The sequence below is a fragment of the Hymenobacter perfusus genome (genome assembly GCF_003944765.1).
Lineage (GTDB): Bacteria > Bacteroidota > Bacteroidia > Cytophagales > Hymenobacteraceae > Hymenobacter > Hymenobacter perfusus.
This window is the reverse complement of sequence record NZ_RWIU01000001.1, coordinates 886099-907838: the sequence shown is the minus strand read 5'-3', so window position 1 is coordinate 907838 and position 21740 is coordinate 886099. Positions and strand designations below refer to the sequence as shown.

At 61.4% G+C, this 21740-nt stretch carries 22 protein-coding genes; 11 read left to right on the top strand and 11 right to left on the bottom strand.

Annotation, left to right across the window (positions count from 1 at the left end):
• Positions 1–61: 61 nt before the first annotated feature.
• On the bottom strand, positions 62–727 hold the full coding sequence (locus EI293_RS03875) for a head GIN domain-containing protein (RefSeq protein ID WP_125435822.1): 666 nt from the start codon (positions 725–727) through the stop codon (positions 62–64).
• 199 nt (positions 728–926) lie between these two features.
• Between EI293_RS03875 and EI293_RS03870 the strand changes: the two genes are divergently transcribed.
• Positions 927–1580, top strand: a complete 654-nt coding sequence (locus EI293_RS03870; protein WP_125435821.1) for a T-complex 10 C-terminal domain-containing protein — start codon at positions 927–929, stop codon at positions 1578–1580.
• An 86-nt stretch (positions 1581–1666) separates the two neighbouring features.
• On the opposite strand, the gene EI293_RS03865 is transcribed toward EI293_RS03870, so the two are convergent.
• The 3 genes from EI293_RS03865 to EI293_RS03855 are packed head-to-tail and all read right to left on the bottom strand — an operon-like array spanning position 1667 to position 4905.
• Complete coding sequence (locus EI293_RS03865) at positions 1667–3004, bottom strand: serine hydrolase domain-containing protein (protein WP_125435820.1); 1338 nt, start codon at positions 3002–3004, stop codon at positions 1667–1669.
• Between the two features lie 42 nt (positions 3005–3046).
• Positions 3047–3751 (bottom strand): LytR/AlgR family response regulator transcription factor, encoded by a 705-nt coding sequence (locus EI293_RS03860; protein WP_044003492.1) that lies wholly within the window; start codon positions 3749–3751, stop codon positions 3047–3049.
• Positions 3752–3795: 44 nt separating this feature from the next.
• Complete coding sequence (locus EI293_RS03855) at positions 3796–4905, bottom strand: sensor histidine kinase (RefSeq protein WP_125435819.1); 1110 nt, start codon at positions 4903–4905, stop codon at positions 3796–3798.
• 229 nt (positions 4906–5134) lie between these two features.
• On the opposite strand from EI293_RS03855, the gene EI293_RS03850 reads away from it, so the two are divergent.
• Positions 5135–6466 carry an erythromycin esterase family protein gene (locus tag EI293_RS03850; protein WP_125435818.1) on the top strand — a complete coding sequence of 444 codons (1332 nt, stop codon included), beginning with the start codon at positions 5135–5137 and terminating at the stop codon, positions 6464–6466.
• 104 nt (positions 6467–6570) lie between these two features.
• On the opposite strand, the gene EI293_RS03845 is transcribed toward EI293_RS03850, so the two are convergent.
• Both EI293_RS03845 and EI293_RS03840 read right to left on the bottom strand, forming a co-directional pair.
• Positions 6571–7686 carry a hypothetical protein gene (locus EI293_RS03845; protein ID WP_125435817.1) on the bottom strand — a complete coding sequence of 372 codons (1116 nt, stop codon included), beginning with the start codon at positions 7684–7686 and terminating at the stop codon, positions 6571–6573.
• Positions 7687–7810: 124 nt separating this feature from the next.
• On the bottom strand, positions 7811–8680 hold the full coding sequence (locus EI293_RS03840) for an AraC family transcriptional regulator (protein ID WP_125435816.1): 870 nt from the start codon (positions 8678–8680) through the stop codon (positions 7811–7813).
• Between the two features lie 145 nt (positions 8681–8825).
• Between EI293_RS03840 and EI293_RS03835 the strand changes: the two genes are divergently transcribed.
• The 3 genes from EI293_RS03835 to EI293_RS03825 all read left to right on the top strand — a co-directional run bounded on the left by EI293_RS03835 (position 8826) and on the right by EI293_RS03825 (position 11337).
• Entirely contained in the window at positions 8826–9221 is a 396-nt protein-coding gene (locus EI293_RS03835; protein WP_125435815.1) for a hypothetical protein, read from the top strand.
• A 201-nt stretch (positions 9222–9422) separates the two neighbouring features.
• Positions 9423–10655: a tetratricopeptide repeat protein gene (locus EI293_RS03830; protein ID WP_125435814.1), complete on the top strand. Its 1233-nt coding sequence runs from the start codon at positions 9423–9425 to the stop codon at positions 10653–10655.
• A gap of 175 nt (positions 10656–10830) precedes the next feature.
• A complete protein-coding gene (locus EI293_RS03825; RefSeq protein WP_125435813.1) occupies positions 10831–11337 on the top strand; it encodes a hypothetical protein in 507 nt (168 codons plus the stop codon).
• A gap of 53 nt (positions 11338–11390) precedes the next feature.
• Here the strand turns inward: EI293_RS03825 and EI293_RS03820 are convergent, their stop codons facing one another.
• The 3 genes from EI293_RS03820 to EI293_RS03810 form a co-directional block, all read right to left on the bottom strand.
• The gene (locus EI293_RS03820; RefSeq protein WP_125435812.1) at positions 11391–11978 is read right to left on the bottom strand and encodes a phospholipid scramblase-related protein; all 588 of its coding nucleotides are present in this window, start codon (positions 11976–11978) and stop codon (positions 11391–11393) included.
• Between the two features lie 89 nt (positions 11979–12067).
• The gene (locus tag EI293_RS03815) at positions 12068–12874 is read right to left on the bottom strand and encodes an MBL fold metallo-hydrolase (protein ID WP_125435811.1); all 807 of its coding nucleotides are present in this window, start codon (positions 12872–12874) and stop codon (positions 12068–12070) included.
• A gap of 57 nt (positions 12875–12931) precedes the next feature.
• Positions 12932–13387, bottom strand: a complete 456-nt coding sequence (locus EI293_RS03810; protein WP_125435810.1) for a DinB family protein — start codon at positions 13385–13387, stop codon at positions 12932–12934.
• Between the two features lie 159 nt (positions 13388–13546).
• Here EI293_RS03810 and EI293_RS03805 point away from each other — a divergent pair, with 159 nt between their 5' ends.
• The 6 genes from EI293_RS03805 (at position 13547) to EI293_RS03780 (ending at position 20179) form a co-directional block, all read left to right on the top strand.
• Positions 13547–14995 carry an aldehyde dehydrogenase family protein gene (locus EI293_RS03805; protein WP_125435809.1) on the top strand — a complete coding sequence of 483 codons (1449 nt, stop codon included), beginning with the start codon at positions 13547–13549 and terminating at the stop codon, positions 14993–14995.
• 197 nt (positions 14996–15192) lie between these two features.
• Entirely contained in the window at positions 15193–17235 is a 2043-nt protein-coding gene (locus EI293_RS03800) for an FAD-dependent oxidoreductase (protein WP_125435808.1), read from the top strand.
• A 66-nt stretch (positions 17236–17301) separates the two neighbouring features.
• The gene (locus EI293_RS03795) at positions 17302–17721 is read left to right on the top strand and encodes a hypothetical protein (RefSeq protein ID WP_125435807.1); all 420 of its coding nucleotides are present in this window, start codon (positions 17302–17304) and stop codon (positions 17719–17721) included.
• Positions 17722–17793: 72 nt separating this feature from the next.
• Complete coding sequence (locus EI293_RS03790) at positions 17794–18921, top strand: DUF3616 domain-containing protein (protein ID WP_125435806.1); 1128 nt, start codon at positions 17794–17796, stop codon at positions 18919–18921.
• 45 nt (positions 18922–18966) lie between these two features.
• The gene (locus EI293_RS03785; protein ID WP_125435805.1) at positions 18967–19485 is read left to right on the top strand and encodes an acyl-CoA thioesterase; all 519 of its coding nucleotides are present in this window, start codon (positions 18967–18969) and stop codon (positions 19483–19485) included.
• A gap of 136 nt (positions 19486–19621) precedes the next feature.
• The gene (locus EI293_RS03780) at positions 19622–20179 is read left to right on the top strand and encodes a type 1 glutamine amidotransferase domain-containing protein (protein ID WP_125435804.1); all 558 of its coding nucleotides are present in this window, start codon (positions 19622–19624) and stop codon (positions 20177–20179) included.
• A 186-nt stretch (positions 20180–20365) separates the two neighbouring features.
• Here the strand turns inward: EI293_RS03780 and EI293_RS03775 are convergent, their stop codons facing one another.
• Together EI293_RS03775 and EI293_RS03770 are read right to left on the bottom strand one after the other, a co-directional pair.
• The gene (locus tag EI293_RS03775) at positions 20366–20863 is read right to left on the bottom strand and encodes a DUF6992 family protein (protein WP_125435803.1); all 498 of its coding nucleotides are present in this window, start codon (positions 20861–20863) and stop codon (positions 20366–20368) included.
• A gap of 72 nt (positions 20864–20935) precedes the next feature.
• Positions 20936–21625, bottom strand: coding sequence for a porin family protein (locus EI293_RS03770; RefSeq protein WP_125435802.1), 690 nt, complete (start codon positions 21623–21625; stop codon positions 20936–20938).
• Positions 21626–21740 lie beyond the last annotated feature (115 nt).

Genomic DNA, 21740 nt, shown 5'->3' with positions numbered 1-21740 from the left:
AAAAAACGGCCCCGCAACCTGTGTTGCGGGGCCGTTTTGGTAGTTCGGAATGGATGAGCCGTTAGCGGCTCACACGGGGTTTGCCCCGATAATGCACGTCGCTGGAGCCGGAGGTGTGGCTTTGCAGCTCGTCGGCCACAGCCACGTAGGCATCGGAAGCACCGCTGGCGTGGATGTCGGCGGCACGGCTTTGCAGGTCGTAGCCTTTATAGTCGCTGCTGCCGCTGAGGTGGATTTTCTGGCGGTCGGCGCGGCCGGTCAGGCGCAGGTCGCTGGCCCCGGAGGCCGAGGCGGAGAGGGTTTTTACGTCCAGGTTCAGCGTCACGTCGGAAGCGCCGCTGGCCTGAATGGTGAAGCTGTCGGCAGTGAAGGTCGTGGTACTTTTTACATCGGACGCCCCGCTGACCGTGACGGCCGTGAGCCGGGGGCAGGTGATGTACACGGTGACCTTCTTGTTGGACAGCATTGAAAGCAGGCCCTGCTCGCGGAACAGCACCAGGGTGTTGCCCTGCACCTCGGTTTTCACGCTGGCCAGTACATCGGAGTCGGCATCCACTTTCACCGTAGTGGCGCTGCCCTGGGTGAGCACCACATCAATGGCGCCGCTGGCTTTCACTTGCTCGAAGCCGCTCACGGAGCGGGTTTGCTGGGCGGCGGCGGTCAGGGTGATAGCGCCGCTGAGCAAAGCCGTGGCGGCGAGGGAGGCGAGTAAGAAGTTCGTTTTCATCTGAGCAGGATAAAGCGTGGAAGATGGACCAGGAATTGATACTGAGCCAGATGGTTACCCGGCCCGAACCGTTGCCCGGCGGGTCGGCTTTTTCTACTGGTGGTCGGCAACCCGTGTTCAGGCCCTGCCGTATCAGCCCCCACAGCATAGACTCGGCCCTATATGCCGGCGCTGTGTTTTTCACTTTTCGATAGTTCGCATGAATAAGTCCCTGCTTTTCCTCTCCGCCGCTGCCACGCTGGCAATGGCTTCCTGCAACCAGGACAAACCCGCTGTCGTGGACGCGGCCACTACTCCCTCAGCCGATACGGCCGTGGTAGTGAATGACGGTGCCATGACCACCGATACGGCTGCTTATCGCACCGAAGCCGACCGGCTGGCTTCCCGCATTGCCGATGACCTGAAGCTGACGGATACCGTGGTAGTAACGCAGGTGACCAACACCTACTACACCCGGGGCCGCCGCCTGAACGAGGTAAATACCCGCTACACCACCGATACCACCGGCCGCTACGCCGCCCTGCGCCAGGTGAACGATGAAACCGACCAGCAGGTGAAAACCTACGTATCGGAGCCACAATACAACACCTACGCCTCCAACCGGGGCAGCTACTACGAGGGCACGCCGTACACCACCACGGTAGTTACGACCCGCGAAACCACCGCGCCCGCCCGTCGTAGCGGCCCCAGCATTGTGAAGTACGACAAGAAGAAAAACGGTGAAACCAAAATCGTGTACTCCAACGGCAAAACCGTGAAAGTGGACAAGGACGGCGACACGAAGGTGGAGTACAGCAACGGCACCAAAGTAAAGCGCGACGCCGACGACGGACAGGTGAAAGTGAAAAACTAGCCTGCCGGCCATCCGCCCCGCATAAAAACGGCCCCCGTTCGGAATTTTCCGAACGGGGGCCGTTTGGCGTAAGATATAGGCAGACGTTACTCGCGGGTGAACAGGATATTGTTGGCGCCCTGGCGTAGCGTGAACGTGTGGGCCGCCGGGTCGAAATCCATGGTGAGGCCGGCGGCGGCGTACGTAAATTGTGTTTTGGAAACCGGCGTGAGCGGGAAGGCACTCTGGCCCGTGGCCTGTGCCAGAAGCGTGGTGCCCGAAGCCGTAACGGTAATTTTGAGCGGCATCTGGGTGCTGGCATACGTGCCAAAGTAGGTGCTCAGCTCAGCTTCGGTAAGCGTGGGCCCATTGAAGTTGGGTAACCGGTAGGGCTTGTTGAAGTAGATGGCCAGGGTGCCAAGCATTAGGTCGTTAACCGTGTAGCCGCTACTGATGCCGTTGCCGCAATACGCCACGGTCAGCTTATCGGCGGGGAAGTACGTGAGGGCTGAGCGGTACCCATCGATAACGCCGAAGTGGCCGTAGCCCTGTTTGTCGCTGAACGGAATAGGCATGAGGCCCGCGCCGTAGTTGTCCTGCATGTTCAGCATCTGCTGCAGGGTGGCCGGCTTCACCAGCTTGCCCGCAAACAGGCCCTCCACGAAGCGCGTCAGGTCGGCGGGGGTGGAGGTGATGGCACCCGCGCCGCCGGGTACGCTCATGTCGGTTTCCGGCTGGATGCTCCAGGTTTTGCCGTCCCAGCTGAACGAAGCCGCTTCGTGCTTCTGCGCGTCGAGGCGGCCGCCATAATAGGTTTCCTTCAGGGCCAGCTTACCCGTAATGCGCTTTTGAAGAGCCTGGGCGTAAGGCTGTTTCGTGAGCTTTTCCACCAGGTAGCCCAGCACCAGATAGTTGGAATTGTTGTAGTCATATTTCGCGCCCGGCTCAAAATCCACGGGCCGCGCCTGGATGATGGCCAGCAGCTCGGCCTGGGTTTTAGGCTGACTCATGAACTGCCCGTAAGCCGGGTCCCGCGTAAAATCGCCCAGGCCGCTACGGTGGTGCAGCAGCTGATCCACGGTGATTTTGCCGGCGTTGGGCAGCGTCGGAAACCACGTGATGATAGGTGCGTCCAGCTTCAGCTTGCCTTCTTCCACCAACTGCATGATCAGGGTAGCCGTGAACAGCTTAGTCACGCTGCCGATGCGGTAGCGGGTGGCGGTGGTAGCCGGTACGCCCGGCTGCTCCTGCCCGATGGCGCGGCGGTACACCACCTTGCCATTTTGGGTGAGTTGGAGGCTGCCGGCCAGCTTGTGGTTGGCATCCAGGGCTGTGAGCAGGCTGTCGAGCCGGGGCTGGTTGAAGGCCGTGGGGGCCGTTTGGGCCAGGGCAGTGCCGGCCCATAGCAGCGGCAGCACAAGCAGGGAAAGGGATTTGCGGAGCATACAGCGAGGGAATAAGGAGGAAAGAGAAAATAGCAGCAGAGGTTATTTCCGGAAATAGGCCAGCAGTTCACTACGGTAGGAGTTGCCGATGGGAATGAGCGTGTTATCCAGCAGCAGCACGTTATCGGGCTGCAGCATCCGGATGTGGGCCGCCGCCACGATAAACGAGCGGTGTACCCGCAGAAAAGCCGCGCCCAGCACTTCCACCATGTCCTTCATGGTCTGATGCAGCAGGTAGGTTTTGGTGGCCGTCGTGATTTTTACGTAGTCCTTGCAGCCCTCCACGTACACAATGTCGCGGTGTGGGACTTTCAGCAGGCCCTGGCGCTCCTTCACCAGCAGGTATTTCTCGGTGGTAGCATCGGCGGGCGGCACGGGCTGGGTGGCGGGCAGGCGGGCCACGGCTTTCATAAACCGCTCGTAGCTGAAGGGCTTGAGCAGATAATCCAGTACGTCCAGCTCGTAGCCCTCGTAGGCATACTCGCGGTAGGCGGTGGTCAGCACGGTTTTGGGCGGGTGCGTGAGGCTCTTGAGGAAGTTCAGGCCCGTCACCAGGGGCATCTCAATATCCAGAAACAGCAGGTCTACGGGGTGCTGGGCCAGGTGCTCGTAGGCTTCCATGGCGTTGCGGCACTTGCCCGTGAGCGTGAGGCCGGGCGTCTGGCCGATGAACTGGGTGAGCACCTGGTGAGCCAGCGGCTCATCATCCACAATCAGGCAACGAACGGGGGCAGATGTAGTGGTCATAGCAGTGAACAGTGCGTAAGAAATAAGGAGGCAGGTATTGACGGCTACACCCGCAGTGTCAGCTCGGCACGGTAGCGGCCGTTCTGTTCGGTGAGGTGGAGCTCATGGGCATTCGGGTAGTAGAGGTGGAGGCGCTGGCGGATATTCTGGAGGCCAATGCCGCCGCTGCGTTTGGGCGAGGCGGCCGGCACTTCGGGCAGCATGTCGTTTTCGATGAGGAAGTGCAGGCGGCCGGGCGTGGTTGTGAGCGTTGCCTCTACGGTAGCGTCATCGGAGAAATGGTGGCGGCCGTGCTTGAAACTGTTTTCTACCAGCGGCAGCAGCAGCAGCGGCGGCACCTGCATAGCAGCGGCCTCCGGGGCACCCACCGCCCGAAACTCCACCCGCGCCCCGGCATACTTGCGCTGCTCCAGCTCAAAGTAATTCTCCAGAAACGACACCTCCTCGGGCAATGCAATCCGGGCTTTGCCGCTGTCATACAGCACGTAACGCATCAGTTCCGAGAGCAGCAGAATAAAGCGCGGCGTTTCGGGCGAGCCGGTCAGGCTCAGGCCGTAAATGCTGTTGAGGGTGTTGAAAAGGAAATGTGGTTGCAGCTGGGCTTTCAGTTGCTCCATCTGCAGGGCCAAGTGGTCTTTTTCCAGGTGGCGGCGGCGGTATTCGTGCTCAAAGGCCACGCGCATAAAGGCTACGCAGCTGAAGGTCAATAAATCAGTAAACAGCAAGCTGATATACGGTTGAGTCCGGGTAAGCAATTGACCAGCTGCCGTCACGTAGCCCGCGTGGTAGTATTCCGCCAGCAGCGGCGGGCGCGCTACGTGCTGAAAGGCACCGTGGGCCAGCAGCATGTTCAGCTTGATGCCCCACCACAGGTACACCACCGAGCCTATACCCAGCAGTAAGTAGCGCCGCCGGCGCAGCAGGGCCGGCACCAGCCCCCGGTAGTAGGGAATGATGTAAAGAGTGGCCGCTACGGCAAACAGCATGAGCTGCGGATAAGGAAAGTTGGCGCGGTCAGTGGGCCGGTGGGCAACGGCCTCCATGAACCCATTGTACTTATACATGCCCACGTACAGCACCCACACCAGCCCCTCAAACACGAGCGGGAAGCGGCTGGGCCGGTCGGGGAGCAGGGTGGGGGAGGGCGTTTGCATGGGGCCAAGTTGGTGGTTTTTCCGGCCGCCTGCCGCATGTCTGACGCCGGTTTTCGACTAATGGGGGTGTTTTTTTCGACCAAAAAGCCGGGCCGTTTGCTTCGTCGCCTCGCGGCCTGCCCTGGTCTAATAAAGCTTCTTTTCGCCTGCCAGGGGCTATTCCTTTGTGTCGTTGCCAGTCGCTGAACGGCTGGCCTTTCTCTCCCGACACCTTATTCGCTACCTCGTTATGAAAACCTTCTTCCGCTCCCTGCTCGCCGCCACGCTGCTCACCGCTCCTGTTGCCGCCGCCTCGGCCCAGACGGCTCCAGTTGCGTCGGCCGCCGCTTCCGATACTGCCCGCATCATCCTCGATGCCTCGGTAGTGAATGCCGTGAATACCCAGAGCTACTTCCTGTTCCGCCAGGCAGTGCAGCCGCTCATCAAGCAAATGCGCGGCAAAAAAGTAGTGGCCCTGGGCGAAGGCACCCATGGCACGGCCGAATTTTACAAGCTGCGCTTCTGGCTCACGCGCGTTCTGATGGAGGATGAGGGGTTCAACCAAGTGGCGCTTGAAAACACCTATGCTGACTGCTACCGCCTCAACCAGGCCATGCACTCCGCCACCATCGACGACTTGAAGCCGCTGATGAAAAAGCACCTGCTCAGCATCTGGCAAAACCGCGAAACCGAGGAAATGCTGAACTGGATGCACACCTATAACACGTCCCACCTGCGGAAAGTGGAGCTGACCGGTATCGACGGCATGTTTGGCACCACGGCCGCCGAGGTGCTGCGCGAACAGCTGGCCACCGCCACGCCCGAGGTGAAGGCCCTCACCGAGCAGCTGGTGCAGCGCACCCAGTACCAGGACAAAGTATGGGTTGACCTCAACGACCGGAGCATCCCGTTCAAGCGGCCCGAGATGCTGGCCAACGGCTGGGCCGGCTACGAAGCCACCGAGCAGCTGGAAAAAGCCCTGACCAATGTGAAGCTGACGCAGCGGCAGCGCCCGGTAGTGGCCGGGGCGCTTAAAAATCTGCACCACTACTTCGATACCTTCTACCAGCCCAAGGTGAACAAGCAGGAGTCGTCGCGCGACAGCCTGATGGCCGAAATGACTCGGTTTCTGGTGCGGGATAAAGGCAGCAAAGTCATTGTTTGGGCGCACGATGCGCACGTATCGCGCCGCCTGGCCGTACCCGGCGACAACAACGGTGGCGGTACCGGGAAGTTTCTGGAGCGCATGTTCCCCGGCCAGTACTTTGTGCTGGGTACCACTACGGCCACGGGCACAGTAGCAGCCACCAAGCACCGCTTTATCTCCGCCGCTAGTCCTATGGCTGCTTACCCCCTCGAAGCGCCCGTGGCGGGCTCCTGGGAGGCCAGCCTACAGGCCCTCACGCCCCCAGTATTCTATCTGAATACCAGCCAGCTGCAGGCGCAGGACGTGCGCCGGGGGCACCGCTTGGTAGGCTACAGCCCCGAAAGTGGTAAGAATTCCTATTTCCCCTTCAAGCTCTCCGAAGCCTACGATGTCATGCTGTTTGTGCGCACCACTACGGCCGCTACGCCACTGTAATGCTATACTATTAAGGTGTTCCTATTCGTCTATCCTACATGTATCTAAAAAGCCTCCGGTGTGTTATACACCGGGGGCTTTTTGCCTTTCATGCCAGCCTGGAATTACGGACTGATGCCATAGCCCCGCAGCTCCGCCTCGATGCGGCGGTTCCAGCGGTCCTGGGCCGCCAGGTTGAGGCCTCCCTGCGTTTCCTGGTCGTATTGGTCCTGCAGGTGGTTCATTTCGGTGAAGGATTTCAGGTATTGCCAGCCCAGAATGCTCTGATAGTCCCGCACCGTGAGGCTATCGGGTGTGGCTTTGCGCCGAAACCGCTCCGCCACCAGCCGTACAATGTCGAAGTGCCGCTGCTCGTGGTTGAGGTTAGTGGGATTCTGCTGTCCGGGCGCGACCCATGAAGAGCTGCGCACCACGAATATCTGCAGGCGTACATCCAACACTACCACGCCGTTTACCACCTGCGGACGACCCTGGTAGGCAAACCCCGGAAACACGGCTGCCGCGTACCGGCCTTTCGGGCGCGGCTGGCCCGTGAAGTCATTCCAGGTGAGCGGCCGGGCCGGGTCGTAGAACAGCGTATCGGGCTCCGTCCGGCGGGTTTCGTACCGGAAAACAGGTTGCACAGCCGTAGCCAGCCGTACATCGTGCGGCAGGGCTTGCGTGAGCCACTGGTTGAAATAGGTGAAGCCGCTCAGCAATGCCTGCCGCAGCGTTGACTCCACTACTGCCCGGCTGGTGAGGGGCCGCAGGTACCGCGCCCCGCCCCGATACTCGGTCAGCGTAATCGTCTGGCCTTCCGGGTTACGCCAGTCAAACGCCAGCCGCACCGTAACCTGCCCGGCCGCCTGCCGGCTGACCCCCGGCGTTTCCTGCACCCGGCATTCCAGCACCCGCACCGTCACGGCGTAGCGGGCTGCCTGCCGGGGCAAACTACGCGCTACAAACTGCTGCAGGGCCGCTTCGGTGCCACCCTGCAGCTCCAGCGGCTGGGCCAGTGTGCCGGCCGTGGCAGTTGCGGGTAGGAGCCACGCCACCGCCGGCCGGCCCGGCCGCGCATCACGCAGGCTGGTTACGGTGAAAAGCACCGGGGAAAAGGCCAGCGCGCCCGGTTGCAGCACCAGCGGCTTCTCGGTAGGCGGCCCGGAAACCAGTCCGGCCTCAGCCAGCAGCAACCAGTGCTGATTCCAGTGAAAAAGAAGGGAAAGAAGAAGAGCAAGCATCTACCGGGTAGACACTTGCCGTAGGCTGCTTGTTCCCTTGTTTTAGGGTAGGAGGGTGAGAGGGTGTGGGGTAGGAGTCGTGATAACTCCTACCCCACACCCTCTCACCCTCCTACCCTAAATCTTACTTGCCCATGCGCTGGCGGCGGTACTCGGTGGGGCTCTGGCCGGTGAACTTGCGGAATGTTTTGTTGAAGTGCGAGAGGTTATTGAAGCCGCAGGCGTAACACACTTCGGTCACGGCCAGGTCATCATCCAGCAGCAGGCGGCAGGCCTGGCCCACGCGGTATTCCTGCAGGAAATCGGTGAGCGTGTGACGCGTCATCTTCTTGAAGTAGCGGCAGAACGCCGGTACCGAGAGGTAGGCCACGTCGGCTACTTCCTGTACCGAGAGGGTGGCGCGCTGGTAATTCTGCTCCACAAACTGGTACACCCGGCTCAGGCGCTGCTGTTCCTTGCCGCTCAGGCCCTGGCCGCCGGTGCCCGCGTGCAGGGGCTGAATATCGGTGGTAGGGGCCTGCGCCAGCTCCTGCAATACCTGCAGCAGCAGCAGCAGGCGCATAAACGGCGGGGCCGAAAGCAGCTGCCGCAACGCCGGTCCTACTGCGTTGCGGGTAGTGCCCCCGAAGGAAAGCCCCTCATGGGAGCGGGCCAGCAGCTGCCGGATGGCCGCCATTTCGGGCCGGTCCCAGAAGTCGGTGCCTAGAAAGTCGCCGCGCAGCTGCACCACAATTTCCTCGAAGGGTGTGCCCACCGGCTGGCCGTAGCTGAAGGTCAGATGGGGCAGGTCGGGGCCAATGAGCACCAGCTCACCTTCCTCGAAGCGGGAAATATGCTGGCCGATGTGCCGCCGGCCGTGGCCCTGCGGAATGTACACCAGCTCGTACTCAGGGTGATAGTGCCAGAGCAGTTCAGCTTTGCTGACTTCGGTGTAGTGCAGGAGCGTAAACGAGCTGTCAACAGTGGGATGAATGGGCTCAAATTGTAATTTCACGGCGCGGTAATGCCTCAGTGGCGTGAGTGGGAGCGTGAAGTTAATACATTTGGTCAATAAGGCACCAAAAATGGCGAACCGAGCGGTAGTATTCTGCGTATCGTATCCTGACCTTTGACATATTAAACGTGCTGCCCCAATGAAAATGCTCCCTACCTACCTGCTGGCCCTGACGTTGTTAGCCCTGCTGGTGGTTGGCTCACACTTCGCGCAGGCCCGCCCAACTGTGGCGGAGCCCGAATCGGTGACGCTGCGCAGCACCCGGCTGGCCCGCTACCTGGCCGCTTCGCTGGAGCTCTCCGGCAAGCAGCAAAAGGCTGTGGCGCGTAGCACCCGGCAGTACTTTCAGCAGCTGGCCACGTTGGGCGAAACCACGGAGCGCCCCGGCCTAGTAGCCTCGGCAACCGAAGGCCGCCTGCTGCCGAGCCCAGCGGCTCTGAAAGCCGCTACCATGTACGAACAAGAGCTGGCCCGCATCTTCACGCCGGGACAGTATAACGCATATAGCTGGCTTACCCGCCAGCCCGAAACCGGCCGCTAGGCCCGTTTTTCGGAACAGACATCCAGCGGCTTTGGGTGGGAATTTTAGCCGCTGGCCGTTTCCCGGGCGCTTTTGGTGCCTGGTAAACGCAAAAGAGGTTGAGGCTGTGGGAGCTTCAGCCTCTTTTTTTTGTTCCGGCACGTATGATAGGGCCCGTCTCCCGCCCATTTCCTCTATACTAGGGGTTCCAAGTTGTACTCTATGCGCCTTTTTCTGCTTGGTTGCCTGCTGCTGTTTGCCCTTGGGGCACAGGCTCAGCAACCCGACACGGCCCGTGCGGCCCGCCAGATTGACCTTTCCAACGTTGATGTAGCCCCGGCCGCCGTGGATATATCGGGCTGGTTGCTTCTGGATAAGGACATTCAGACGGAGCTGGAAGGCGCGGTGAACAACATCTACAACTTCAAGCACGATAAGGCCGAGCGGCAGTTCCGCAGCCTGCGCCGCCGCTACCCCAGCCACCCCATGCCCTACTTCCTGCTGGGCCTGACGACGTGGTGGAAAATCATGCCCAGCAACATCACCAACGAGCAGTACGACAAGGTGTTTCTGGCCTACATGGATACGGCCATTACCAAGGGCGAACGGCTCTATAAGGCTGATAATAAGAATTATGAAGCCTGCTTTTTTCTGTCGGCGGCCTATGGGTTTTCGGCCCGCCTGAATGCCGAGCGGCACAACTGGCGCAAGGCCACTTTCGCCAGCAAAAACGCGCTGGAGTATCTGGAGAAGAGCAAGGAAGCCAACGGCCTCAGTCCGGAATTCCTGTTCGGACAGGCCCTGATTAATTACTATTCGCCCTGGATTTCGGAAAACTACCCGCTGCTGAAACCGGTGCTACTGTTCTTTCCGCGTGGCAACAAGCAACTGGGGTTAAATCAGTTGCGGGGCGTATCGGCCAACGGTTTTTATACCGGGACGGAGGCGAAGGTGTTCCTAATGAAAATTCTGCAGAACCAGGAAAACAAGCCCACCGAAGCGCTGCCGCTGGCCCAGGCCATGGCCACTACCTACCCCGATAACGGCTATTTCCAGCGCTTCTATGCCCTCATGAGCTATCAGGTGGGCGACCTGCGCGAGTGTGAGCGGGTGAGCCGGGATATTCTGGATAAGATTAACCGGGGCCTGCCGGGCTACGAGGCCATCAGCGGCCGGTACGCCACATTCTTCCTGGGTAGCCTGATGCAGAACCAGTACAAGGACCTGGACAAGGCCCGCGAGTATTACCAGCGGTGCGTGGTATTTGCCGAAACTACCAACGATACCAAACAGGGTTTCTACCTCTACGCCCTGCTCAACATGGGGCGCATTGCCGACAAGCAGAAGCGGCCAGCCGATGCTGTGCGCTATTATAAGGAAGTGCAGGACAAGGCCGAGCGCAAATCGGAGGCCTACAATGAGGCCCGGGCGTACCTGAAAAAGCAGAAAAAATAGTCCCAAATCCGGAGGAGCCCAAAATTGGCAGGGGAAAACCCGGAGTTGGTAGTAGCAAAGGTTTGGTTTCGTCGGAAATACGCCGGTAAGGCGGTTTGCAGGTAATCGACGGCGGCTGATTACCTCGTATCTTAAGGTACAACTGCTGCCCTCTGATTTTCACACACCTCCGGCCATGGACCATTCTGCTACCCCTCGGCTTATTATCCGCTACAATTACCGCCTGAGCCTGCTGCGCCTGTGGCGGCGCGAAATGCGGGACGCGGTACACCTGCCTGCTGTGCTGGAGGTGATGCTGACGGCCGTGGCCCGCTATAAGGCCCGGCAGCTGGTGCTGAATCTGCAGAAGCTGCCGCCGTTCAGCCTGAAGATGCAGGAATGGCTGCAAACCAGTTGGTTGCCCCGGCTGCGCGTATCCGGTATCCGGCGGCTGGCGGTGCTGCTACCCGCCGATGTGTACAATATGATGGTGGTGGAAGGCCTGCTCTGGACCTCTACCCGCTACGCTTTGCCCTACGAGGTGCAGTACTTCACGGAAACCGCCGCCGCCCTCGACTGGCTTTGCGACGCCGAGGTACCCTCCTCGGAACGTGACTGGCTGCGGTGCGGGCGGGCGCCCCGCTTGCTGCGGGCGCGCCGCAAACGGCCGCTGCTGCGCCACAAAAACTCCGTTGCCTCCTGACAAAAGCGGCCCGCTACCATCAGTGCGGGCCGCTGTACGGGTAGGCCAGAGGGCTATTGCTGCTCGTTGAAGACGGTGTCAATTGCCAGCCCGGCCGCGAGGAGCAGGGCACTAGAAGCCGGCTGCTGCTCGGCCATGTCGTGGATGGAAATCAGGTAGTTATCGGCCGTGGTGAACAGCTCTCGGCCCAGGCCCGCCCATTTTTTGGTGACTACGCCCAGCTCCTGCCCTGAGGCACTGACGAAGGAAAAGTCCCAGCTTTTCCAGCTGCCTTTCACTTCGGCAATCTGCTCATTCTGCATATTGAACACGTAGAAACCACCATTGAAGGTGAAGAGCTTGCTTTTGAAATAGCCAATACGCTGCTCCTGAGCATCTACCACATACACGGTGGCGCGCAGAAACGTCCAGCCCCGCTCAATCCGGAACAACGGGGCCGACTCGGGCTGCTCCCGCACGGCAATGGTTACGGGCAGGTTCCGCTTCTTCACCAGTAGCCGCAGCCACACGGCCCAGGAGGGTGTCGCCTCGGTGGCGTACCCAATCTGCTCCTGGGTTTCGGGGTCGAGAATGTCGTACGTGTCTTTGAGTTTGAACACGCCCGCGTGTTCCCGAATAAAATACGTGCGCCGGTTAAGCATAAAGCAGCAAGGGAAAGGAGTGAAGAAGGGCGCAAGCTAGCTTTTTACCCGCAAGCGGCCGGCTTCATTATCGTCTTTTCTGCATATAGCTATGGCCGGCCATTGAGGGCCGTCTGGGGCTTGCGTCGGGCGGCTTCGCGCAGTAAGGTTTGGGTATGGGCCAGCAGCGTAATATCGCCCACTGAGCCGTGGGCGGGCACTACCACCCGGGCTTTGTGGTAGCGGGCGGCCAGCATGCGCAACGTGGCGGGCCACTGCCGCAGGTCGGTTTCAGTAGCGGGCATGAGGGCAGCGGTCTGCTGCGCGCGTACCAGCTCGCCCCCGAATAGCACCTTGCGGCGCGGCAGCCAGGCCACCACGTTATCGGGCGCGAAGCCGGCTCCCGGAAAAAACAGCTCCAGCCGCGTGCGTCCCGCCCGGATAACCGTGTAGGGCTTCAGGGCTGCCGTGGGACCCGCTGCCTGGGCATGGCGCAGCTGCCACCGCCGGCTGGTGAGCTGGCTGCTGTACACGCGGATGCGGTTTTCGCGCAACACGACCAGTCCGGCGGGTGAGGCCGCTTCGGCGTGTGTTACAATGGCCAGCCGCACCCGCTGGTGCAGACTATCGGCCACCCAGCGCAGAAGCTGCCGGGTCTGCTCGGGGTTCCAGGCCGTATCAATCAGCAGGATGCCTTGGGTGGTGCGCACCACGAGGCCGTTGGTGGCGGAAGTCGCACGGCCCGTCCGGTCGTACACGGTGGGTACAAATACATCGGGGGCCACGGGCCGCACGCGTAGCAGGGACGGCGGGGAAGAAGTGGCGGCACTGGTGAGCGGGGCCAGCAGGCTACCCACAATCAACGACAGGAAAATGGCCACGCGGGGCCGGAATGCGGCAAACGGTACTCGGAACATCGAAAAAGAAAAAGACAAGCTCCCCTAACGTCGGGCTTGTCTCAAAAAGTGCCCCGCTCAGCGCGGCGTCCGGTCCAGGATCTGCTGCACATGATGTTCCAGGTGCATGGCGTAATCCTCAATCAGCCAGCCCAGCGTAACGGAATAGCCGTTTTCAAACTCGCAGCGGTACGTGTGGGCGGTTGATGGTACTTGCCCGATCAGGCGAATCAGTTGGCGGTTGTACGTAGTCCAGAGGTTCAGCAGGTCGGGGGTGGGCGAGAGGTGGTAGCCACTGCACCGCACCCAGTCGTTCTGGTCGTAGGGAACGATAAGCAGTGGTTCGGGCCTAGTGAGGGCCAGCACGAAGCGCCGATGGTTGTTGGCGGCCGAATCGATGAGATGGCCCAGAATTTCCTTGCGCGACCATTTGCCTGGGGCCGGTGACACGCTCAGCTCCGAGGCCGAAAACGTGGGCAGCTCCTGGTTCAGCAGTTCCAGTAGCTCGTGCAAACGACGACAGATTTGTTGCATAGCAAATAGCGGAGAAGGGCAGCGGGTAGTCCGTTCGGCTGGTGCACCTGCGTTGCCGGGCCGAACAATTGCGCAAATATGCTGGTATGCAGTTGTAACTCTGTGAGAGTTCGTTGAATTTTATTCCTCTTTTCTGCTCTGGCTCCGGCCGCTGTTCCTATGGCTTCTCCTGATATTACCAGTGCCCCGGTTCCTGCCACTCAGGCAGATGTAACCCGGTTGTTCGCCCGTCAGCAGGCCCGCGCCGAAGCGCTACGCCGCGAAGCCGTGGATTCTCGCGCGGTGCGGCTGCGCAAGCTCAGCGCCTGGATTGCCGATAACCGCGCCGCCATACAGCAGGCGCTGTACGCCGATTTTCGCAAGCCCGCCGCCGAAACCGACGTCACCGAAATCTGGTCCTCCCAAACCGAGCTCAAGCACACGCTACGCCACCTGAAGGAGTGGGCGGCCCCGCGCAAAGTGGGTACGCCGCTGGCCCTGGTGGGTACGCGCGGCTGGGTGCAAACCGAGCCGAAAGGCGTCTGCCTGATCATTGCGCCCTGGAATTACCCGTTCTACCTGGCCATTGATCCGCTGATTTCGGCGCTGGCGGCCGGCAACTGCGCCATCATCAAGCCCTCAGAGATGACGCCCACCGTGGCCGCGCTGCTCAGCCGCATGTGCCGCGAAATCTTCGACCCCGCCGAGGTAACGGTGGTGGAGGGCGACAAGGACGTGGCCACCGAGCTGCTGGCGTTGCCCTTCGACCATATTTTCTTTACCGGCAGTCCGCAGGTGGGCAAAGTGGTAATGCGAGCCGCCGCCGAGCACCTCACCAGCGTGACGCTGGAGCTGGGCGGTAAAAGCCCCGTGGTGGTCGATGACACCGCCGACCTGCGCGACGCGGCCGAGAAAATCGTGTGGGGCAAGGGCATCAACGCCGGCCAGACCTGCGTGGCCCCCGATTACGTGCTGGTGCATGAGCGGGTGCGCGACGAGCTGGTGGAGGAAATCCGGCAGGTTATCGGCCGGTTCTACGCCCCCGACGGGCAGCCGGTAGCCGCGTCCGCCTCCTTCGCCCGCATCGTGAATGACCACCACTTCCAGCGCCTGGACGCCCTGCTGACCGATGCCCGCCAGCACGGCGCCACCGTGGCTGTGGGTGGTGCCACCGAGGCGGCCCAGCGCTTTCTGGAGCCTACTGTGCTGCTCAACGCACCTGCGGAAAGCCGGGTGATGCAGGAGGAAATCTTCGGGCCGCTGCTGCCCATTCGCACCTTCCGTAACCTCATGGAGGCCGCCGACGAGGTGAACTCCCGCCCCCGGCCGCTGGCCCTGTACGTGTTCAGCCAGAGCGCGGAAAACCAGCGCTACCTGCTCCAGAACATTCCGGCCGGCGGGGCCTGCGTCAACGAAACCATCCTGCACCTGGGCCACCCCGACCTGCCCTTCGGCGGCTTCGGCAACAGCGGCCTGGGCCGGGCCCACGGCCATGCGGGCTTCCTAGCCTTCAGCAACGAAAAATCGGTACTCAAGCAGCGTGTCGGCCGTACCGCCCTCAAACCCATCTACCCGCCCTACACGCCCCAGGTGAAGAAAATGGTAAACTGGCTGGTGAAGTGGCTGTGAGGTGAAATGGTGAGATGGTGAGTTTGACGTTCTGCTGGCTTTTACTGCGCAAGTAGCGCCGTCGGAACGTCAAACTCACCATCTCACCAGTTCACCATCTCGCCTTTTCGTATGCATGCCGAGTATGTCGGGGAAAATGCCGAACTTTTAGGGCCGGCTTTCCCACCGCCGGTTTCGTTCCTGATTCCCGCCCGGTTATGCAGTTCACCGAAGCCCAGCGCGTTACCCTGCGCGCCCTCGCCGATACGTTTGTACCCTCCCTCGCGCCCCCTGAACCGGCGGCCAACCCAGCCTACTGGGGCCGGTCCGGCTCCGAGGGTATCGACCTGGACAAGCTGGCCGAGGCCCTGGCGGCCCAGCCGGCCGGGGCGCAGCAGGAGTTCCGGCAGCTGCTTAAGCTCCTCGACTCGCCCGCGCTGGGTCTGACGTGGCTGGGGCCGTTGCGGCCGTTTGCGCGTCTGGAACCGGCGCAGCGCGAGAAACTGCTGCAAAGCTGGGCCGCCTCGGCGGTACCGCATCTGCGCAAAGGGTTTCAGGCTTTGCGCAAGCTGTGCATGTTTCTGTACTACGGCGGCTCGGTGGCGGGGCAGGAGCAGTTCGTGTGGGAGACCATCGGTTACGCGGGTCCGCAAGCCACCGACGAGCCGGTGACGACTGAAAAGCCGCTGCACGTGCTGCGCCCCACCCAGGATGTGCGCTACGACTGCGACGTGCTGGTGATTGGCAGCGGGGCGGGCGGCGGGGTGGTGGCCGGGGAGATGGCCGCCGCCGGCCACGAGGTGCTGGTGCTGGAAAAAGGCCCGTACTTCCACGGTTCCGACTTTTCGCAGCGGGAAGTGGACATGCTTGGGGCTTTGTACGATGCCCGGGGCACGCTCAGTACCCAGGATGGCGGCGTGGCCCTGCTGGCCGGCTCCTGCTTGGGCGGCGGTACCACCGTTAACTGGGCCGGCGCTTTCCGCACCCCCGATTACGTGCTGCGCGAGTGGGCCGAGGAGCACCAGGTGCCGCACTTCACCTCGGCGGCCTTCCGTGAAAGTCTGGACGCGGTGAGCCGGGTGCTGAACGTGAACATCGACTACGTGCGCCACAACGGCCAGAACCAGGCGCTGCTCGATGGCTCCCGGCGGCTGGGCCAGGAGGTAAAGCTGATTCCGCGCAACGAGCGGCACCACAACGAGTCGGATGAGCAGTTTCAGGGGCTGGGTTACAGCTGTTTCGGCGACCGGCACGGGGTGAAGCAGGGCACGCTCAACACCTACCTGCAAACGGCCTTCGACCACGGCGCGCGCCTGCTCTGCGATACGCGGGTGGAGCGCGTGACCATCGAGCACGGCCGGGCCACCGGGGCCGAAGCCGTGTATACCACGCCCGAGGGCCGCCAAGTGCGCGTGTTGGTGCGGGCACGCCGGGTGGTGGTGGCCGGCGGCTCAGTCCAGACGCCCGCCTTGCTGCTGCGCAGCGGCCTGCGCCACCCGCACCTAGGCCAGCACCTGCATCTGCACCCCACGGTGGTGGTGTCGGGCCTGTACCCGCAGCGCATGGATGCCTGGCACGGGCCGATGATGTCGGTGGTGAATGATGGGTTTACGATGCTCGACGGCACCAACTTCGGGGCCAAGATTGAAACCCCGCCCGCTCACCCTGGCCTGATGAGTATGGTGCTGCCCTGGCGCTCGGGCCGGCAGCACAAGGAGCTGATGGCGCAGGCGGCCCACCTGGGTTCCTTCATCGTGCTGACCCGCGACCGGGACGGCGGGCGCGTGACGGTGGACAAGCACGGCACACCCCTTATCGACTACACATTGAGCGAATTCGACCGCGCCCACCTGCTGGAAGGCGTGCGTGCGGCGGCTACCATTCACGCGGCGGCCGGGGCGCATACCGTGCTGCTGCCCCACGGCACCCTACCCATGCTGCGCGCCGAAAACGGTCGGATACTCAACCCGCAAATACTGGCTGGCCTGCCGCAACTGAGCTGGAAAGCCAACCAGTTCGGCCTCTACAGCGCCCACCAGATGAGTTCCTGCCGTATGGGCGGCAACGCGGCCACGCACCCCACCAGCCCCACCGGCGAGCTGTACGAGGTCAAAAACCTGTTCGTGGCCGATGCCTCGGCGTTTCCGGCGTGCAGCGGCGTGAATCCCATGCTCACCATTATGGCCCTGGCGCATCATACGGCCCAGCATCTGAAACACAGCGTGCCGGCCGGTGCCGGCCTGAGGACGACGGTAAACTAAGCTGGGCCGTGTACCCGTTGGCCGGGTTTTCGCGTAGGGGAGAGGCACACCCCTTTTCCTTTCCGTATGCCTACCTCCCGCTTACCCCTGGCCGTATTGCTGGCCGCCAGTCTGCTGGCCGGTTGCGCCCGTCGCAACAAGGCCGATATTCCCGTGGCTTCCACGCCCGTGGCGCCGGCCCCGGTGGTAGCACCCACTGCCGCCCGCGACCTGACCGACGTGCTGACTGAGGAACTGAACCTCACCACCGACCAGCGCGCCAAAGTCCGGGCCGTATTCACCAGCACCACCGAACAGGCCAACAGTGCCAAGCAACGCCTGGGCAGCAACCGGCCGGCTTTGTTGGCGGAGCTCAAGCGCATTAATGCGTCCTCGGAGCAGGAGTTGAAGGGAATTCTGACGCCGGCCCAGTATCAGCAGCTCAAAACCAAGCAGCGGCAGGTGCAGGCCCAGATGCAGGCCCGCAAAGCCGGCGGCGAAAAGTAGCGGCTGCGGCGCGCGGTCCATTCCCGATGTATCCGTCCTGATTTCTCGTTCTTCCTTCCTTATCTCCCCTCCATGCGTCACCAGGCCTACACGCTCCACTTCAACCCTAAACTTAGTCTCAATGAGGCTGGCAAACACGTCCGCGACGGGCTTTCTACGGTCTTGCGCACTGGCGATAATCTGTGGGTGAGCTGCGACGAGCGGACGTCCATTGAACGGCTGCGCCTCACCGGAGCCCACGAGTTCGGGGAGCATTGCCGCTACCAGCTGGCTGATCTGCTGGACCTCACCAACGAGGCCGAGGACGTGGAAATCGACATTGAAGGACTGGGGGAAGCTGATCACTACCTCTGGGTTATCGGCTCGCACAGCCTCAAGCGCAAGCAGCCCAAACCCGACGACGAGGACGTAGCCAAGCAGATTGCCAAGCTGGCCAAGGTAGCCGAGGAACCCAGCCGCTACCTGCTGGCCCGGGTGCCACTGCTGCTGAACCCCAAAACCGGCGACTACGAGCTGCACAAGGAAGCCCCGCATCCCATCCACGCGGGCCAGACGCTCCGGGCCGCCCAGCTCCGGGGCACCGATACCTCCAATGACCTGCTCGACCTGCTGGCCCAGGACCCGCACCTGAAGCTGTTTATGCAGATTCCGAGCAAGGACAACGGCTTTGACATCGAAGGGCTGGCCGTGGCACCCGATGGCCGGTTGTTCATCGGGCTGCGCGGGCCGGTGTTGCGCGGCTGGGCCGTGGTGCTGGAAATTTTGCCCCGTGAGGACAAGCACGGCCGCCTGCGCCTGGATGAAGTGCCCGGCGCCACCGAGAAATTCTACAAGAAACACTTCCTCGACCTGGGCGGCATGGGCGTGCGGGAGCTGCGCCAACAGGGTGCCGATTTGCTGGTGCTGGCCGGCCCCACCATGGACCTCGACGGCACCATTGCCGTGTACCGCTGGCCCGAGGCCCTGAGCTGCCCCCAGGATAGCCTCATCGGCCCCGATAAGCTCCAGCGGCTGTTCGATGTGCCCCACGGTAGCGGCCCTACCGCCGGCCAGGACAAAGCCGAAGGCATGGCCCTGCTCGATGAAACCCACGTCCTGCTGGTGTTCGACAGCCCGACAGACGGCCGCAAAACGGCCCCGCACCAGGTAACTGCCGATGCCGTACGGCTGCCGGTTCCGGCCGCTGCTTCGGGCCGGTAGGGCTACCTTACGGCCCAGTTTTCATCATTTGCCCGCTTCCACGCCATGGCCGCCCCCCTCGTAAAAACGCCCGAAACTCTGCACCGCGTCCGTTTTCAGGACTGCGACATGTTGGGCCACCTCAACAATGCCCGCTACCTCGACTACTTCCTGAACGCCCGCGAGGAGCACACCATTCAGCATTACGCTCTCAACTTGGGCGAGCTGGCCCGCGAGTCGCGGGCGGCTTGGGTGATTACCAAGCACCAGCTGGCCTACCTGCGGCCCGCCAACCATGCCGAGCAAGTCCGCATCCGCACCCAGCTCATCCATTTCGATAACTCTAACCTAGTGGTGGAAATGCTGATGCTGAGTGAGGATGGGTTGCGGCTGAAGGCTGTGCTGTGGTCGGAAATGGCCTTCGTGAAAGTGCCCGCCGGCACCCGCACCGAACATTCCGACGAACTCATGGATATGCTGGAAAACCTGGATGTGGAGGACGTCAGCTACGACGCCGATGGGTTTGATGAGCGGGTGCGCAGCCTGCGCAAAGCCCTCAAGCGCGACCGGCACGAGCAGGACTAGCAACGTGCTAGCCTAGCCGGAAAGCCAAAATCCTGCTTCAACCGTTCGGCACAATAGCCGTTAAAGCAAAGCCGGCCGCGCTCCGCGTAGCCGGCTTTTTAGCACCTGTTCCTTTCCAAACCAAACACCCGAACCCATGAGCATTTTTGGCAGCGACGCCCTGAAAGGCAAAAAAATAGCCATTGTAGCCACCGACGGCTTCGAACAATCGGAACTCGAAAAACCCAAGAAGTACCTGGAAGGCGAAGGGGCTGAAACTCACGTCATCTCCCTTAAAAGCGGCTCCATTAAGGGCTGGGACGAAAAAGACTGGGGCGACAAAGTGGACGTGGACAAAGTAATCGGCGACGTGAAAGTGGCCGACTATGATGCCCTGGTACTGCCCGGCGGCCAGATGAACCCCGATGTGTTGCGTACTGAGCCCGCCGTGGTCAGCTTCGTAAGCGAGTTTGTGCGCTCCGGCAAGCCCGTAGCCGCCATCTGCCACGGCCCCTGGATTCTGATTGAAGCCGACGTAGTGCGCGGTAAGCAAATCACCAGCTGGCCCAGCTTGAAAACCGACGTGAAAAACGCTGGCGGCCACTGGGTTGATGAAACGGTAGTGGTCAGTGGCAACCTCATTACCAGCCGCAACCCCCAGGATATTCCCAACTTCAATGAGAAGATCAAGGAAGCCCTGACAGGCAAAAAATAAGTCCTCGGCAGCCACTTGGTTGCCACTGGCAGAAACGCCCCACCGACCTTAGTTGTCGGTGGGGCGTTTTTTTTATGGGCGGCCCGGTTAGGTAGTAAGATAGAAGTATTGAGTAGTTGGGTTTTTTCAATTGTATGGTTATCAGGATTTTGAAAGTCCCACTGCCCAATACTTACATCTGATTACTTAAGGAGCCAGTGCCAGCAGCTGGGCCGCGTACTGGTGGTATACAGCGTAAAAGCCCAGATCAAAGAGCAGCAGAAACCCGCCCTGCAACAGCACCGAGCGGCCGTAGCCGGCCATCCGCTCGGGCCGCTCGGCGGTGGCGGCCCGGCCCTGCAACCATCGCCCAATGGCCAGGTAGCCCACATCGAGCCCGGCATTGAGAAGCAGCACATTTTCAAAATGCGTCTGGGCTGCCAGACTTTCCGGCAGCGTGAGACCCGCCACCTGCTGTGGGTGCGCCTGCAGCAGCCCCCACACGGCTATCAGCGTGTTCACCACGTTCCAAGCCACATTCATCAGGTGGAAGTGGTGCGTTGCGGTGCGCACATCGATGCGGGCTACGTGGTAGCCACTCACCACCAGATTCAGCAGGGCCCAAGCACCCAATACGGCCATACCATGCTCCGCCAATAGTTCGCGGGCCTGGTTGATGAGGTCGAGGGCAGGTGCAACAGGCATACGATAGAGTGAGCAAAGCACAAAAAAAGGAAGTCCCGCAGGACTTCCTTTCTCAAACCAAGTGGCGTAAGGTTAGTTGGAAATGCCCAACCCTACATACACCTGGAACATGCCGTTTTTGATGTTGTTGATGGACTGCGCCGCCGTGGTGGAGGGGTCCTTGATGATATCGGCGAAGCCGGCTGTGTAGCGGCCACCCACGCGAGCCGGGCCTACCCGGGCTTCCAGGCCGGCCGCCAGCCCGTAGTCGAGGCTATTGTAGCTGTAGCCGTGGATGTTGTTGTCATCGGCAATTTTCCGCTCCCGGTCGCCCTCTTTCACTTTCGTGAGCAAAGAAACCTGCGGACCTACGTGCAGGCTCACATTATCCAGGAAGTTGTAGACCAGCAACACCGGCACCTGCACGTAATCGAGGCGGGTAGTGTAGGTGCCCTGGGCCGGGTTTACCGTGTTGCTGCCCTTGAAACCCTGACGGCTATACAGCACTTCGGGCTGGAGCGAGAACTTATCATTGAAGCCAAACTGGGCGTACACCCCGGCGTGGAAGGTATTGTAAATGCCTTCGTTGCCGAAATTCTTCTTGTCGTCGCCCCGGAAGTTGGAGGCCGTAAAGCCGCCTTTTACACCGAAGCCGTTGTTACGGGAATCGGAGGTGCCGGGGGAGTAATCAGCGGAAGAGCGGACGCCGCTGGGGCCGTCGGTCTGGGCCATTGCCGTGGCGCTCAGGGCGCAACCGGCCAACAGGAGTGCAAGGTGTTTCATGGGAGTGGTAACGGTAAAATCGGGGAGGAAAAGCCGCCCGCGGAGTGCGTGGAGTGGCCAGTGTAAGCGGCTATACTTACCCGCGCTCAGAAGGTTACAGGGGGCTTTAGGGAAA

Bases quoted from the DNA above. Each gene is read 5' to 3' on its own strand.
- EI293_RS03875 (WP_125435822.1), bottom strand. From the start codon at position 727: ATGAAAACGAACTTCTTACTCGCCTCCCTCGCCGCCACGGCTTTGCTC.
- EI293_RS03870 (WP_125435821.1), top strand. From the start codon at position 927: ATGAATAAGTCCCTGCTTTTCCTCTCCGCCGCTGCCACGCTGGCAATG.
- EI293_RS03865 (WP_125435820.1), bottom strand. From the start codon at position 3,004: ATGCTCCGCAAATCCCTTTCCCTGCTTGTGCTGCCGCTGCTATGGGCC.
- EI293_RS03860 (WP_044003492.1), bottom strand. From the start codon at position 3,751: ATGACCACTACATCTGCCCCCGTTCGTTGCCTGATTGTGGATGATGAG.
- EI293_RS03855 (WP_125435819.1), bottom strand. From the start codon at position 4,905: ATGCAAACGCCCTCCCCCACCCTGCTCCCCGACCGGCCCAGCCGCTTC.
- EI293_RS03850 (WP_125435818.1), top strand. From the start codon at position 5,135: ATGAAAACCTTCTTCCGCTCCCTGCTCGCCGCCACGCTGCTCACCGCT.
- EI293_RS03845 (WP_125435817.1), bottom strand. From the start codon at position 7,686: ATGCTTGCTCTTCTTCTTTCCCTTCTTTTTCACTGGAATCAGCACTGG.
- EI293_RS03835 (WP_125435815.1), top strand. From the start codon at position 8,826: ATGCTCCCTACCTACCTGCTGGCCCTGACGTTGTTAGCCCTGCTGGTG.
- EI293_RS03830 (WP_125435814.1), top strand. From the start codon at position 9,423: ATGCGCCTTTTTCTGCTTGGTTGCCTGCTGCTGTTTGCCCTTGGGGCA.
- EI293_RS03825 (WP_125435813.1), top strand. From the start codon at position 10,831: ATGGACCATTCTGCTACCCCTCGGCTTATTATCCGCTACAATTACCGC.
- EI293_RS03820 (WP_125435812.1), bottom strand. From the start codon at position 11,978: ATGCTTAACCGGCGCACGTATTTTATTCGGGAACACGCGGGCGTGTTC.
- EI293_RS03815 (WP_125435811.1), bottom strand. From the start codon at position 12,874: ATGTTCCGAGTACCGTTTGCCGCATTCCGGCCCCGCGTGGCCATTTTC.
- EI293_RS03810 (WP_125435810.1), bottom strand. From the start codon at position 13,387: ATGCAACAAATCTGTCGTCGTTTGCACGAGCTACTGGAACTGCTGAAC.
- EI293_RS03805 (WP_125435809.1), top strand. From the start codon at position 13,547: ATGGCTTCTCCTGATATTACCAGTGCCCCGGTTCCTGCCACTCAGGCA.
- EI293_RS03800 (WP_125435808.1), top strand. From the start codon at position 15,193: ATGCAGTTCACCGAAGCCCAGCGCGTTACCCTGCGCGCCCTCGCCGAT.
- EI293_RS03795 (WP_125435807.1), top strand. From the start codon at position 17,302: ATGCCTACCTCCCGCTTACCCCTGGCCGTATTGCTGGCCGCCAGTCTG.
- EI293_RS03790 (WP_125435806.1), top strand. From the start codon at position 17,794: ATGCGTCACCAGGCCTACACGCTCCACTTCAACCCTAAACTTAGTCTC.
- EI293_RS03785 (WP_125435805.1), top strand. From the start codon at position 18,967: ATGGCCGCCCCCCTCGTAAAAACGCCCGAAACTCTGCACCGCGTCCGT.
- EI293_RS03780 (WP_125435804.1), top strand. From the start codon at position 19,622: ATGAGCATTTTTGGCAGCGACGCCCTGAAAGGCAAAAAAATAGCCATT.
- EI293_RS03775 (WP_125435803.1), bottom strand. From the start codon at position 20,863: ATGCCTGTTGCACCTGCCCTCGACCTCATCAACCAGGCCCGCGAACTA.
- EI293_RS03770 (WP_125435802.1), bottom strand. From the start codon at position 21,625: ATGAAACACCTTGCACTCCTGTTGGCCGGTTGCGCCCTGAGCGCCACG.